At 70.2% G+C, this 13642-nt stretch carries 11 protein-coding genes and 1 tRNA gene; 4 read left to right on the top strand and 8 right to left on the bottom strand.

The genetic code is table 11. The annotated features are described in order from the left end of the window. Positions 1-19 precede the first annotated feature (19 nt). Positions 20-745, top strand: a complete 726-nt coding sequence (locus Q9R27_RS02820) for a class III extradiol ring-cleavage dioxygenase (RefSeq protein WP_311250855.1) — start codon at positions 20-22, stop codon at positions 743-745. Positions 746-782: 37 nt separating this feature from the next. Here the strand turns inward: Q9R27_RS02820 and Q9R27_RS02815 are convergent, their stop codons facing one another. Beyond that, complete coding sequence (locus Q9R27_RS02815) at positions 783-2342, bottom strand: succinic semialdehyde dehydrogenase (protein ID WP_311250799.1); 1560 nt, start codon at positions 2340-2342, stop codon at positions 783-785. Positions 2343-2353: 11 nt separating this feature from the next. Continuing rightward, entirely contained in the window at positions 2354-3982 is a 1629-nt protein-coding gene (locus tag Q9R27_RS02810) for a GMC family oxidoreductase N-terminal domain-containing protein (RefSeq protein WP_311250798.1), read from the bottom strand. A gap of 179 nt (positions 3983-4161) precedes the next feature. Between Q9R27_RS02810 and pdxY the strand changes: the two genes are divergently transcribed. Then, on the top strand, positions 4162-5013 hold the full coding sequence (gene pdxY / locus Q9R27_RS02805) for a pyridoxal kinase PdxY (RefSeq protein ID WP_311250797.1): 852 nt from the start codon (positions 4162-4164) through the stop codon (positions 5011-5013). A gap of 20 nt (positions 5014-5033) precedes the next feature. Here pdxY and Q9R27_RS02800 read toward each other — a convergent pair. Then, positions 5034-5109 (bottom strand) — tRNA-Thr (locus Q9R27_RS02800). A 172-nt stretch (positions 5110-5281) separates the two neighbouring features. Here Q9R27_RS02800 and Q9R27_RS02795 point away from each other — a divergent pair. Beyond that, the gene (locus Q9R27_RS02795) at positions 5282-6430 is read left to right on the top strand and encodes a glycosyltransferase (RefSeq protein ID WP_311250796.1); all 1149 of its coding nucleotides are present in this window, start codon (positions 5282-5284) and stop codon (positions 6428-6430) included. Between the two features lie 25 nt (positions 6431-6455). On the opposite strand, the gene mptB is transcribed toward Q9R27_RS02795, so the two are convergent. The 5 genes from mptB to Q9R27_RS02770 all read right to left on the bottom strand — a co-directional run bounded on the left by mptB (position 6456) and on the right by Q9R27_RS02770 (position 13059). Then, complete coding sequence (gene mptB, locus Q9R27_RS02790) at positions 6456-7895, bottom strand: polyprenol phosphomannose-dependent alpha 1,6 mannosyltransferase MptB (RefSeq protein ID WP_311250795.1); 1440 nt, start codon at positions 7893-7895, stop codon at positions 6456-6458. A 208-nt stretch (positions 7896-8103) separates the two neighbouring features. Continuing rightward, positions 8104-9780 (bottom strand): metallophosphoesterase, encoded by a 1677-nt coding sequence (locus Q9R27_RS02785; RefSeq protein ID WP_311250794.1) that lies wholly within the window; start codon positions 9778-9780, stop codon positions 8104-8106. Beyond that, positions 9773-10723 carry a 23S rRNA (guanosine(2251)-2'-O)-methyltransferase RlmB gene (gene rlmB, locus Q9R27_RS02780; protein ID WP_311250793.1) on the bottom strand — a complete coding sequence of 317 codons (951 nt, stop codon included), beginning with the start codon at positions 10721-10723 and terminating at the stop codon, positions 9773-9775. Before rlmB ends, Q9R27_RS02785 begins: the two co-directional genes overlap by 8 nt. Continuing rightward, the gene (gene cysS / locus Q9R27_RS02775; RefSeq protein ID WP_311250792.1) at positions 10723-12177 is read right to left on the bottom strand and encodes a cysteine--tRNA ligase; all 1455 of its coding nucleotides are present in this window, start codon (positions 12175-12177) and stop codon (positions 10723-10725) included. Before cysS ends, rlmB begins: the two co-directional genes overlap by 1 nt. A 114-nt stretch (positions 12178-12291) precedes the next feature. Continuing rightward, the gene (locus tag Q9R27_RS02770) at positions 12292-13059 is read right to left on the bottom strand and encodes an SDR family oxidoreductase (protein ID WP_311250791.1); all 768 of its coding nucleotides are present in this window, start codon (positions 13057-13059) and stop codon (positions 12292-12294) included. A 29-nt stretch (positions 13060-13088) separates the two neighbouring features. Here Q9R27_RS02770 and ispF point away from each other — a divergent pair, with 29 nt between their 5' ends. Then, positions 13089-13592 (top strand): 2-C-methyl-D-erythritol 2,4-cyclodiphosphate synthase, encoded by a 504-nt coding sequence (ispF, locus tag Q9R27_RS02765; RefSeq protein WP_311250790.1) that lies wholly within the window; start codon positions 13089-13091, stop codon positions 13590-13592. Positions 13593-13642 lie beyond the last annotated feature (50 nt).

Here is a 13642-nt window from a genome sequence, read left to right as displayed (position 1 = left end):
TCGGCCACGGCGCCCCCCGCTGCTCGACGACCCGATCTGGTCGAGCCAGCTCGCCGCCTGGGCCAAGGACCTCCCTCGCCCCAAGGCGATCCTGATCGTCAGCGCCCACTGGGAATCCGCGCCGGTCAGCCTGACCGCCTCCGGTGTGCCCCTGGTCTATGACTTCGGCGGATTCGCGCAGAAGTACTACGAGATGACCTATGCCACCCCGGACGCCAGTGACCTCACGGCCCGGGTCGCGGCGATGATGCCCGACGGCGAACCGGTCCACCAGCACCGCAGCCGCGGCCTGGACCACGGCGCCTGGGTGCCGCTGAAGATCATGTACCCCGACGCCGACATCCCGGTGCTGCAGATGTCCCTGCCCACCAACGACCCGTACACGCTGCTCAAGCTCGGCGAGCGGCTGCGCCCGCTGCGCGACGAGGGCGTGCTGATCATCGGCTCCGGGTTCCTCACCCACGGCCTGCCGTTCCTCAAGGAGTGGAGCATCGACGCCGCCGCACCCGGGTGGTCGAAGGACTTCGACCTGTGGGCCGGCGAGGCCCTGGCCCGGGGCGACGTGGACGAGCTGGCGGCATACCGCTCGAAGGCGCCCGGGATGCCCTATGCACACCCGACCGTGGAGCACTACATCCCGCTCTTCATCACCCTCGGCGCTGCCGACAAGGCCGACGACCCCGGTGAGCAGAAGATCGACGGCTACTGGATGGGCCTGGCCAAGCGTTCGCTCCAGGTGGCCTGACCCGGCACGAACGCAACGCAACGAGTGAGCGTTCGTGTCAGCGGATGCCGAGCTTGCGCATCACCCGCAGGCCGATGATCTGCTGCTTGACGTTCTCCTCGAACGGGACGCCCTCGGGGGCGCCCATCACCTGCTTCTTGAGGATGCCGACGTTCTGGCAGTCGGTGTACTTCAACAGGCCCTGGTCGCCGTGGCGCGCGCCGACGCCGGACTGCTTCACGCCGCCGGACGGGGTGCCCTTGGAGGCGTACGCCGTGGCAAGGATGTCGTTGATGTTCACGTTGCCCGAGTGGATCCGGCGCCCCACCCGGATGGCGTTGTCGATGTCGCCACCCCACACGGAGGCGTTGAGGCCATAGTCCGTGTCGTTGGCCAGGGCGATCGCCTCGTCCTCGGTGCGATAGCGGTGCAGCGCCACCACCGGGCCGAAGGTCTCCCCCACGCCGGCCAGCATCTCCTTGGTGACGCCCTCGAGGATGGTCGGCGCATAGAACGCCGGCCCGATTTCCGGCAGTTCGCGTCCGCCGGTCAGCACCGTGGCGCCCTTGGCAACGGCGTCCTCCACGTGCGAGGCCACCCGGTCCTTGTGGTCGACCGAGACCAGGGAGCCGACCTCCGGGTCGAAGTCGTACGCCGCACCCACCACAAGCGCCTCGGTCGCCTCGACGAAGCGGCGCTTGAAGTCGTCATAGATGGTGTCGTGGATGTACATCCGCTCGATGTGCATGCAGATCTGCCCGGTGTTGCCGAAGGCCCCGAAGAGGGCACCCTTGACCACGTCGTCGAGGTTCGCGTCCGGAAGCACGATCATCGGGTTCTTGCCGCCGAGCTCGAGGCAGGCGCCGATCAGGTTGCGCCCGGCCCGCTCCCCGATCACCCGGCCGGTGTTGGTGGAGCCGGTGAACATCACATAGTTGGCGTTGTCGATCAGCGTCGGGCCGACGTCCGGCCCCTCCCCGCAGACCACCTGGAAGAGGCCCTTGGGCAGGCCCGCCTGCTCCAGCAGTTCGATGCCGTACAACGGCGAGAGCGCAGTCTTGTTGTCCGGCTTGACCACCACGCCGTTGCCGGCGATCAGCGCCGGGATGGCATCGGAGATGCCGGTGGCGAAGGGGAAGTTCCACGGCGCGATGATCCCGACGACGCCCTTGGGCTGGCGGGTCTCCAGCGACGAGGAGACCATCGGCACCGGGCCGGCGTGCTTCTTCGGCGCAAGCACCTTGGGGGCGCGCTTGATGTAGTAGCCGGCCACCATCGGGATGTCGAGGGTCTCCTCGAACGCCATCCGGCGGGCCTTGCCGGACTCCACCTGGATCAGGTCCACGATGGTGGAGTTGTGCTTGAGCACCAGCGAGTGGAACTTCTTGAAGACCTTGAGCCGCTTCTTCAGCGGCCACTGCGACCACTCGGCCTGGGCCGCGCGGGCGGTGGCGAACGCCTGCTCGATGTCGGCCGGCGTCGACTGCGGGAGCTCGACGAGGACCTCGCCGGTGTAGACCTCGGTCAGCTTCCAGGTGCCCCCGGAGGTCGACGGCACCCGCGAGACGAGGCGCTCGAGGAAGCGGTCGGTGACGGCGGCTGGGCGGGTCAGGGCCATGGTGTTTCCCCTCAGTTGCTCTCGGACAGGATGATCTCGCCGGCCTTGTCGCCGATCATCATCGACGGGGCATTCGTGTTGCCGCCGGTGATGCTCGGCATGATCGAGGCGTCGGCGACCCGGAGGCCCTCGATGCCCCGGACCTTGAGGTCGGGCCCCACGACAGCGCGCTCGTCGACACCCATCCGGCAGCTGCCGACCGGGTGGTAGACGGTGGTCACCCGGCGCAGCGCCTCGGCGCGCAGGGACTCCCCGGAGTACGACGGACCGGGCTCGTACTCCTCCTTGACGTGCTTGGCGATCGCGGAGTCCGCCATGATCGAGCGGATCATCTCCATGCCCTCCACGATCACGTCGAGGTCGTCCGGCTCGGCGAGCAGGTTCGGGTCGATCAGCGGCGCCTCCAGCGGGTCGTTGCTGGCCAGGCGCACCGTGCCCCGGGAACGGGGGCGGATCAGCGTGGAGAAGACCGACAGCGACGGGCGCTTGTCCGGGGACAGCCGCGCCGGCTCGTCCTGGAACGGCGGGTAGGACCACGGGATCGCGAAGAGCTGCAGGTCCGGGACCACACCGTCGGAGAGCGACGTGTGCACGAAGCCGCCGGCCTCGAAGACCGAGTGCGACAAGAAGGTGCTGCCGGGCTTGAGCCGGTCCTTGATGATGCCGCCACCGAAGTGGAGCGCGGTGGATCGGTGCGGCGAGTTGTCCACGGCGTACGTCATCGGGACGAAGAGGTGGTCGTGCAGGTTGTCGCCGACCGGCAGGTCGGCCAGGGTCCGGATGCCCTTCTCCTCCAGGTGCGCGGCCGGGCCGATCCCCGACAGCATCAGCAGCTGCGGGGAACCGAAGGCGCCGGCAGAGAGGATCACCTCGCGACGGGCCCGGACCGTACGGCGTACGCCCTTCTTGTCCAGCACCTCGACGCCGGTGGCGCGGCCGTTGGTGACCACGACCTTGGAGACGGTGCCGCGCTGCTGCACCTCGAGGCTGGGCAGCTCCGCCTCGGTGAGGTAGCCGCGTGAGGAGGAGTAGCGCAGGTTGTTCCCGGTGTTCTCCTGGATCACGTGCATGCCGAACTGCTCGGCGCCGTTGTAGTCACTGTTGACCGGCACGCCCAGCGCCGAGGAACCGGCAGCGATGAAGGTCTTGGCCGCGTCGCAGATGTCGCCGTTCTCGAGGACCTTGATCGGGCCTCCCTTGCCGCGGTACTCACTCGCGGGGCCGGCCCAGTCCTCCATCCGCTTGAAGTTCTGGAGCACGTCCTCATAGCCCCAACCCTTGTTGCCCTCGGCCTCCCAGGAGTCGAAGTTCTCCTTGTTGCCGCGCACGAAGATCATCCCGTTGACCGAGCCGGAACCACCCATCACCTTGCCGCGGGTGGCGGGGAGCTTGCGGTCCAGGACGTGCTTCTGCGGGGTGGTGTAGAAGCCCCAGTCGAAGCGGCTTTTCAGCTTCGGGTCGCTGTAGATCATGGTGATCATGCCGGGACGCTTGAACATGATCGACCGGTCGCTGCCGCCGGCCTCGATCATGATCACCGAGTGCCCGGCCTCGGCCAGGCGGCCGGCCACGGCACAACCGGCGGAGCCGGCTCCGACCACGACGTAGTCGGCTTCGCTGGAGTACGGCTTCTTGCCCATGTGTTCCTGTCCTCTTCTGCATCCGGGTGTGGCGCGGCCCACACGCGGATTCACTGTAACAAGTTCTAGTTTCCGGGGGAAGGGCAAACCGACCGTCGGTATGTGACTCGGGAGCCCGCCTGCCGGCGCGGCTGCCACCGGCTTGGGGCCATGCCCCACCCGGGTGCCAGAATGAGCGGGTGAAGGTGCTCTCCATCCAGTCCTCGGTCGCCTATGGCCACGTCGGCAACTCCGCGGCAGTCTTCCCGCTGCAACGCCTCGGCCATGAGGTGTGGCCGGTCTTCACCGTGCACTTCTCCAACCACACCGGGTACGGCGCCTGGCGCGGTCCGCTGCTCTCGGCCGACGACGTACGCGAGGTGATCACCGGGATCGAGGAGCGCGGCGTCCTGGACCAGGTCGACGTCGTGCTCTCCGGCTACCAGGGCGGCGAGGAGATCGGCGGCGTCATCCTCGACGCAGTGGCCCGGGTCAAAGCAGCCAACCCGCAGGCCATCTATGCCTGCGACCCGGTGATGGGCAACGCGAAGAGCGGCTGCTTCGTGCACCCGGCGATCCCGGACCTGCTGCGCGACCGGGTGGTCCCCCACGCTGACCTGATCACGCCCAACCAGTTCGAGCTCGGCTACCTGACCAACACCTCTCCCCGCTCCCTGGCCGAGACGCTGGACTCGGTCGATCTGGCCCGCGCGATGGGGCCGAGCACGGTCCTGGTGACCAGCGTCGAGCAACCCGACGCACCGGAAGGGACGATCGAGATGCTGGCCGTCACCGACGACGGCGCCTGGCTGGTGCGTACGCCGCACCTGCCGATCAAGGCCAACGGCTCCGGCGACCTGACCGCCGCCCTCTTCACCGCGCGGCTGCGCGCCACCGGCGACCCGGCGTACGCACTGGCCGCCACCGCGAGCTCCGTGCTCGGCGTGCTGCAGGCGACCGTGGACTCCGGCGAGCGCGAACTGCAGATCGTGCTCGGCCAGGAGGCGATCGCCAACCCGGCCATGGAATTCGAGGCGACGCAGGTGCGGTGACCACACCGCAGGCGGTGGATTGGAGCCGGTGACAGGAGTCGAACCCGCGACATCCTCATTACAAGTGAGGCGCTCTACCAACTGAGCTACACCGGCATGCCGTCCGTGACGGCGCGCCCATGCTAGTGGGTATCGCCGCAGGTTCGTCGAGGGTGGTCCGTGCCGTGACCTCCGTCCGTGCCCGGGGCGCAGGTGCTGTGGCAATGCGACACGTGACATCCACCCGGGCACAACACCTCGTTCATCCGCACGGTGCAGATTCATGCCCATGCGCATTGCCCAACTCGCCAACTTCTTCGGCCCCGCCTCGGGCGGCATCAAGACCGCGATCAACGCGCTCGGCACCGGCTATGCCGCGGCCGGCGCCCAGCGGATGCTCCTGGTGCCCGGTCCGGTCGACGCCCGCCTGGAGAGCGCAGCTGGCCCCGTGGTCCAGTTCCGGGCGCCTCGGGTGGGTGGCGGCTATCGGTTGATCGTGGAGCCGTGGCGGGTGATCGCCGCGCTGGAGGAGTTCGGCCCGACCTCGATCGAGGTGAGCGACAAGTCCACCCTGCTGCCGCTCACCCGGTGGGCGCGGCGCAACGGAGTCGGCTCCCTGCTCTTCTCCCATGAGCGACTCGACCTGATGCTGGGCATGCGCACCGGCTTCGGGGAGACGGCGCGCGTGGCGATCGGGATGCACAACAAGATCCTGGTCCGCCAGTTCGATGCCGTGGTGGTCACCTCCCGGTTCGCGCAGCGTGAGTTCTCCGCGGCTGCCGCCAGCGCCGGGAAGCCGGTGCACCGGATCCCGCTGGGCGTGGACCTGGTCGACTTCTGCCCCGCTGCGGCGCTGGAGGCGGATTCAGTCATGCCACGGCGACGTGACGACGTACTCCGCCTGGTCCACGTCGGCCGGCTCTCGCGGGAGAAGAGTCCCCACCTGGCGGTGGCCACTGCGGTGGCGCTGCACCGCCGCGGCGTACCGGTCCACCTGGATGTGTACGGCGAGGGGCCCCACCTCCACGAACTCAAGGCCATCGCCGGCGACGCATCGGTCACCTTCCACGGCCACATCTGCGGTCGCCGCGCGCTCGCCGCCCGGATCGCATCGGCCGACATCGCGCTCTCGGTCTGCCCCGGCGAGACCTTCGGCCTGGCCGTGCTGGAGGCCCTGGCCTGCGGCACCCCGGTGGTGACGGCCTCCGTGGGCGGCGCCAGCGAACTCGTCGACGCCGACTCGGGTGAGCGCGGTGCCCCGGATCCGGACTCCCTGGCCGACGCCGTGCTCCGGCTGGCCGCGCGCGACGTCGTACGCCGCCGGGCGGCCGCCCGGGCCCGGGCCGAGCAGTTCGCCTGGTCGACCACGGTGGACCGGATGCTCGCGGTGCACGCCACCCTCGGCGCCGGCATCGGCACCGAACTCGCCACCGCCTGACCCGGGCCCGGCCCACCGGGCGCGTTCAGTCGGCCGGCTGGGCGATGTGGGCGATCCGGGAACGGGCCCGCGTGGTCAGCAGCACGATCCCACCGAGCGCGGCCGCGCAGGTGCTGCCGACCACGATGATCAGGTAGGCGCCGTGCAGCGACGAATCCAGCGGCGCGACCAGGCCGGCGACCACCGAGAGGGCGATCAGGAAGACGGTGCCCGAGCGCCCGAGCCGATGCACGGCCAGGAAGGGCACCAGCCACAGGAAGTACCACAAATGCACCACCGGGCTGAGCAGCAACGAAGCGGAGACGATGAAGACCGTTGCCGCGATCCCCGTCGACCGGTCGCCGGTGCGCCAGCGCAGCGCCACCCAGCCGGCCACGACCAGCGCCGCCACGGTGGCCAGGGCCCGCGTCCACTCCAGGAAGAATGCCTCGGGCGCCCCCGCCCCGAGTCCGCGGGCGATCAGATCGACGACGCCACCGAGCACCGTCGGCGCGGAGAGCGGTGTGTTGACGGTGCCCGGGACGGCCAGCGCGGCGAGCCACCCGGTGCCCAGGCCCCAGATCGCGCCCAGCCCCCACAGGGTGCCGATGGCCACCACGCCGACCGCCACCAAACGGCGTACCCGCTGCGCGAGGGTGGCGGCGAGCGGCAACGAGACCAGCGCGACCGCGATGCAGATCAGGCCTCCCGGCAACTTCACTGCGGCCGCGGCGCCGCCCAGCGCTGCAGCCCACGGCCATCCCCGCTCTTCGGCCACGACCAGGGCCGCGGCCATCAGGCCCACCATCAGCAGGTCGTTGTGGAGCCCGCCGACACCGTTGGACACCATCAACGGCGAAGCCAGCACCAGCCCCGAGGCCAGCGCCGGGTTCACTCCGTTCCAGCGCGCCAGCCGGGGCAGCGCCCAGGCCAGCAGCACCAGGCCGATCATGGCGACGCAGCGGTGCGCGATGACGAGGACCCATGGGTCTGCCGTGAGCCGGGCGGCGATGTCGCCGAGGATCAGCGGCAGCGGACCGTACGGCGTCGGGGTGTTCATCCACTGGGGATCGACTGCCTGGCTGATCGGTCCGCGCAGCACGCCGGGCCCATGCTCGTACGGCGACATGTCGAGCGTGGTGAGCATGCCCTGGGCCGCATAGCTCCAGCCGTCCCGGGAGAAGAGCGGTGGGGCGATCAACAACGGCAACGCCCACACGACGGTCGCCTGGCGGACCAGGCCGAGTGCCTCCGCCTGCTCCCCCGCCCCCGCCCCGGCAGCGTGGCGACAGAGCCGGATCCACGCGGCCGCCAGCATGCCGAGGCCGACCAGGACGACGGCCAGGCCGAGCATCCGGCCAGCGGTCGAGCCACGCAGCAGGAGCAGGGGATCCAGGTGCAGCACCCGCGCGGATCGCGGCAGTGGCGAGACCACCATGCCGCCCGCCAGGACGAGCAGTGATCCGATCATTCCTCGCGTGAGCATCCCGGCGATGCTCGCCCGCGCCGACGTCCATCATGCGACCGTGCTGCGAGGGCCGGGTGAATGGTGTCCGAACAGGGCCTGCGGCTCGCTCCCCTTGTGCGGTGCTGTTGACGAAAACGGGGCGCACAGCCCTACTCAAGCGACCGTTTCCCCGCGTTACAAGGAGAAGGGGACGGGCGTCGTACGAGGAGAGGAGGAGGCGGGACGCCTACTCGCCGGGCTGGGACTCCGGCGAGGGATCGGCCGGCGCCGTCGGCCGGTCGGGGGCCGCCGGCGAGGTGTCTTCGTCGGTGTCGGCAGGTGCCAGGGCACCACCGGGCAGCGCCACCCCGGCCTCGCCGCCACCGTCGGGCGGCAATTCAAAGGTCAGCTCGACCCAGTCCTGGACGGTGAAGTAGCCCGTGGTCTGCAGGGTGACCACCTGGATGCCGACCGGGCGACCGTCGCGATAGGTGATCAGCGACATCTCGGCGGCACGGCGCAACTTGCTGCCGACCGCGATCGCGTACGCCGCTCCCCCGGTGGTGCCGTTGGTGAACTGGTAGCCGACCTCGCCGTTCTCCCCGAGCACGGCATCGGGCCCGGTCTGCACGTGGATGTGCCCGGCCACGGCCAGGTCGACGCAGCCACGGGCCAGTGATTCCTTGGCCATGTTGATGTCGTGGACCATCAGCGTGCCGACCCGGTCACTGGCACAGAGGATGTCGGCGATGTAGGCGCTCTTCTCGCCGATCGTCATCCCGACCTGGTCGCGCCAGTTGCCCAGGCCGCTGGAGCGCGGGTCGTTGAAGGAGGCGAACCTGCCCATCGGCTCGGTGTCGATCGGCTCATGGGTCGCGACCGTCCAGCCCAGGTCGGCCATGTAGGTCTCCACGAAGTCGCCGCTGTCGTGGTTGCCGACGATCGAATAACGGTGCTCGAAGTCCTCGAAGGCATCGGCGAGCGAGTCGAGGGAGAACGCCTCCCAGCGCGCCCCGGTCGAGGTGTCGTCACCGGCGTCGAGCACGACGGTGGCCCCGGCCCGGTCCGCTACGGCACGCACCACCGGGTCCATCCCGATGTTGTCGTGGCGGTCCGAGACCAGGATCGCGACGGTCTCGCCCTCGCCGGGGTCGCGGACCGTTATGTCGGCGGCGCGGTCCCTGGCCGCGGCATAGAAGGCGTGGCTGGACTGGTAGGTGTCGATGGCGCTCATCACCAGTCGGCGGGTGCCCTCGGCGGAGAGCGAGCCCTGGATCTCGATGCCGCGCACTTCGTCGGGCATCGGCACGCCGGGCAGGTATTCGTCCAGGGTGAGCCAGGTCGTCGCGTCGACCACGCTCGGCTGGCCGGCCTGCCACGACTTGTTGACCAGCACCACGCCGGCGCCTGTGCACACCACGATCACCAACCCCGAGGTGGCGATGCGACGCAGGCGGGTGTGACCGAGCAACTGGCGACGCCGATTCTTGCCGATCAGGAACCAGATGCCGATCGGCAACAGGGCGAGCAGCCCACCGCGCACGGACGCGTCGATCGCCATCCGCTTCAGCGCACCGGTGACCAACCCGATCTGGGCATCGGGCTGGCTGGCGATGAATGCATAGCGCTCGACGGCCTCCTCGATGCTGCCGGCCTCGGTCTTGCCGAGCACCACGTTCACCCCGAGCGGCGCGCCCGAATCCATCCGTACGTCGGGCAGGAACGGGCCGGTGCGCAGCGTGACGTAGCCCGAGAGGGTCGGGCTGATCACCGCGTCATGGCTGGCCACGCTGATCTGGGTCTCGGAGGAGAAGAAGATGCCCACCGAGGCCGGGATCGCCATCGCGAGCCACGCGACGACATAGACCAGCACCCGCAACGCGCCGCGCTTGCGGTCCCTGGACGTGGTGGCTGGCTCAGGCACGGGCCTGTGCGATGGCGTAGAGCGCCACGGAGGCGGCCACGCCTGCGTTGAGGGATTCCAGGCTGTTCGCCATCGGGATCGAGACCAGTTGGTCGCAGGTCTCGGAGACCAGGCGTCCCAGCCCCTTGCCCTCCGAGCCGACCACCAGGACCAGCGGACCATCGGCCAGGTCGAAGTCGGGCAGCGCGACCTCCCCGTCGGCCGCCAGCCCGACGACCATGCAGCCCGCCGCCTGGTAGGCCTTCAACTGGCGGACCAGGTTGACCGTCTGGGCGACCGGGAGCCGGACCGCAGCACCGGCCGACGTCTTCCACGCCGAGGCGGTCATCGAGGCGGCCCGCCGCTCGGGGATGACGACGCCGTGGGCGCCGAAGCCCGCAGCGGAGCGGACCACCGCACCGAGGTTGCGCGGGTCGGTGACCGAGTCGAGCGCAACGATCAGCGGCGGCTCGCCGTTGGTCGCTGCAGCATCGAGGAAGTCGGCCGGGTCGGCGTACTCATAGGCCGGGATCCGGGCGGCGAGTCCCTGGTGGACCGCTCCGCCGGTGAGCCGGTCCATCTCGACGCGGGAGACCTCGAGCAGCGGGATGCCGGCATCCGCGGCCAGGCCGAATGCCTCGCGCAGGCGCCCGTCCCGCTCGGTGCCCTCGACGACATAGATCGCGGTGGCGGGCATGCCGCCGCGCAGCGCCTCGACCACGGAGTTGCGCCCGGCCACCCATTCGGCGTCCGAGCCCTTGGTGACCTTCCGCTTGGGGCGGGCCGCGGCGGACTTGTCCACCTTGTTGCGCTGCTTGTAGACCTTGTGGTTCGGGCGGTCGGCGGCCTTCGGGGTGGGTCCCTTGCCCTCGAGACCGCGGCGTACCCGGCCGCCGGACCCCACCGCCGGGTTGCCCTTGGCGGACTTGCGGATCGCGCCCTTGCGCTGGCTGTTGCCGGCCATCAGTTCCTGCCCTCGCCCTGGTCGTTGCCCAGCGACCACTGCGGTCCGCTCGGGGTGTCGGTGATCTCGATCCCGGCCGCCTTGATCCGATCCCGGATCGCGTCAGCAGCCGCATAGTCCTTCTCCGCGCGGGCCTGGTCGCGCTGCTCCATCAGGCCGGTGACCAGCACGTCGATCGCAGCGGTCCACCGCTCGCCATCGGCGGCACCGCGCTCGGCGAAGTCGTCGGGGTGCAGGCCGAGCACGTCGAGCATGGCCAGCACACTGGCCAGGTTCTCCGCCAGCGCATCCGGCTCGGCCAGGAGCTTGTTGCCCTCGCGCACGGTGTTGTGCAGCACCGCCACCGCGGCCGGGGTGCCCAGGTCGTCGTCCATCGATGCGACGAACTCCGCGGGCAGGCCGGCCAGCAGCCCTGCTGCGGGAAGTCGCGCCGGCCGCTGGCCGAGCACCTGCTCTGCGCGGGCGACGTACGCCTGGATCCGGCGGAAGCCGACCGCCGCCTCGGTGAGCGCCTGGTCGGAGAACTCCACGTTGGAGCGATAGTGCGCGGCGACCATGTAGAAGCGCAACTCGGCGGCGCTGACCCGCTGCAGCACGTTGGGCACCAGCAGCGAGTTGCCCAGCGACTTGGACATCTTCTCGCCGGCGGTGGTGATCCAGGCGTTGTGCATCCAGTACGTCGCGAAGCCGCGGCCGGCGGCACGTGACTGGGCCAGTTCGTTCTCGTGGTGCGGGAAGCGCAGGTCCAGCCCGCCACCATGGATGTCGAAGGTGTCGCCGAGGTATTTGCCGGCCATCGCGGAGCATTCGATGTGCCAACCCGGACGGCCCCGGCCCCACGGCGAGGGCCAGCTCGCCGTGGCCGGTTCGCCGGCCTTGTGGCCCTTCCACAGCGCGAAGTCGCGGGGGTCGCGCTTTCTCGAGGCATGGTGCGGGTCGACATCTCCGCTCGCCTCCATGTCGTCGACCCGCTGGCCGGTCAGTTCGCCGTAGGCCGACCACGAGCGGACGTCGAAGTAGACGTCACCCGACCCGTCCTCGGCGGCGTACGCGTGGCCGCGCTCGATGATCTGGGCGATCAGTTCGACCATCTCGGGGATGTGCCCGGTGGCGAGTGGTTCGTACGTCGGCGGGGCGACGTTGAGCACGGCATAGGCGGCGCCGAGCTCGCGGGCCATGTCGTAGGCGAGGTTGTACCAGGGCCGGCCCTGCTCGGCGGCCTTGATCAGGATCTTGTCGTCGATGTCGGTAATGTTGCGGATGAAGGTGACCTCATAGCCGCTCGCCCGCAGCCAGCGCTGCAGCACGTCGAAGTTGACCCCGGAGCGGATGTGGCCGACGTGCGGCTCGGACTGCACGGTGAGCCCGCAGGCATAGATCGAGGCCTTCCCCTCCTCGAGGGGCGTGAAGTCACGGACTTCACGGGTCGCGGTGTCATAGATCCTCAGGCTCACCCGGTCAATCCTAGGGGTTGTGCGGGTGCTGGGCCGATTCGAGCGCTCCCGGGACAGCACCGGAAAATTCGCACCACGTGCAAGGGATCCGGTGCCATCTCGGACTTCTCCGGCTCAGACGCCATAGCCCCCGTCGACGTCCAGCTTCTGCCCGGAGATGAACCCGGCAGCCTCCGAGGCCAGGAAGACGACCGCCTCGGCGATGTCGTGGGCGGTGCCGAACCGGCGCAGTGGAATGTTGTCGCGGGTGATCGCCAGGGCGTCTGCGGAGAGGTCGCCGGAGTCGATCAGCCGGGCCGCCATGCCGTCGGTGAGCATCCCCGGGCCGACGGCGTTGACCCGGACCCCGAACCGGCCCTCCTCGGCAGCCAGGCCCCGGACCAGGGCCTCGACGGCTCCCTTGGGGCCCGAGGAGAGCCCGTCGCGGACCGGATAGCGGGCGGTCGCTGCGGTGGTGACCGCCACGATCGACCCCTTGCTGACACGCAGGTGCGGCAGCGCCGGGTGCACCACGTTGAAGAAGCCCGCGGTGTCGGCCTGCAGCTGCGCCGCCATCTGCTCCGGCGCGACCCGGGACAGGTGCACCATCGGCACGTGCGGCCCGGCGGCGTGCACCAGCGTGTGGATGCCGCCGTACACCGCCGCCACCGCGTCCACCACCTCGGCGCTCTCGACGGCGGAGGCCACGTCGAGCCGGTGTGCGGAGGAGCGCGCGCCCCACCCGGTGGCGGCCTGGGCGATCGCGTCGGCCGCCTCCTGATTGCCACGGAAGGTGACCGCCACGTTGCTGCCTCGCTCGGCCAGCAGCCGCGCCACGGAGGCACCGATGCCGCCACTGCCGCCGACGACCAGTGCCGCGCCTTCGCTGGGGAATCCGCTCATGGGTCCATGGTGTCAGGCATCATCGTGTGGTGACCTCGACACCCGCCAACGCGCCCCGGATCGGCATCGGCACCGACGTACACCGCTTCGCCCCCGGGCGTCCGATGATGCTGGCCGGCCTGGCCTGGCCCGGCGAACCCGCCGGGCTGGAGGGCCACTCGGACGCCGACGTGGCGGCCCATGCGGCCTGCGACGCACTGCTCTCGGCGGCTGGCCTGGGCGACCTGGGCACCAACTTCGGCACCGCCGAGCCGGAATGGGCCGGCGCCTCGGGCACCGCCCTGCTCGCCGAGACCGTACGCCGGGTGGTCGACGCCGGCTTCACGGTCGGCAACGTGGCGATCCAGGTGATCGGCAACCGCCCCCGGCTGGGTGCGCGGCGCTCCGAGGCCGAGGTGGTGCTCTCCGAGGTGGTCGGTGCGCCGGTCTCACTGTCCGCGACCACCACCGACGGACTCGGCCTGACCGGGCGCGGGGAGGGCGTGGCCGCGATCGCCACCGCCCTCCTCCTCCCACGAACGCTCACTCGTTGATGCGCGAAAGGTCAGTCGTTGCGTTCTGGGGATCCACGAGTGAGCGCTCG

Source organism: Nocardioides sp. AE5 (genome assembly GCF_031844485.1).
Lineage (GTDB): Bacteria > Actinomycetota > Actinomycetes > Propionibacteriales > Nocardioidaceae > Nocardioides.
The sequence above is the reverse complement of the archived record's forward strand: the minus strand, read 5'-3'. Positions and strand labels throughout refer to the sequence as shown.

Coding starts and splice junctions, on each gene's coding strand:
- Q9R27_RS02810 (WP_311250798.1), bottom strand. CDS start 3,982: ATGGGCAAGAAGCCGTACTCCAGCGAAGCCGACTACGTCGTGGTCGGA.
- Q9R27_RS02795 (WP_311250796.1), top strand. CDS start 5,282: ATGCGCATTGCCCAACTCGCCAACTTCTTCGGCCCCGCCTCGGGCGGC.
- mptB (WP_311250795.1), bottom strand. CDS start 7,895: ATGCTCACGCGAGGAATGATCGGATCACTGCTCGTCCTGGCGGGCGGC.
- rlmB (WP_311250793.1), bottom strand. CDS start 10,723: ATGGCCGGCAACAGCCAGCGCAAGGGCGCGATCCGCAAGTCCGCCAAG.
- Q9R27_RS02815 (WP_311250799.1), bottom strand. CDS start 2,342: ATGGCCCTGACCCGCCCAGCCGCCGTCACCGACCGCTTCCTCGAGCGC.
- Q9R27_RS02770 (WP_311250791.1), bottom strand. CDS start 13,059: ATGAGCGGATTCCCCAGCGAAGGCGCGGCACTGGTCGTCGGCGGCAGT.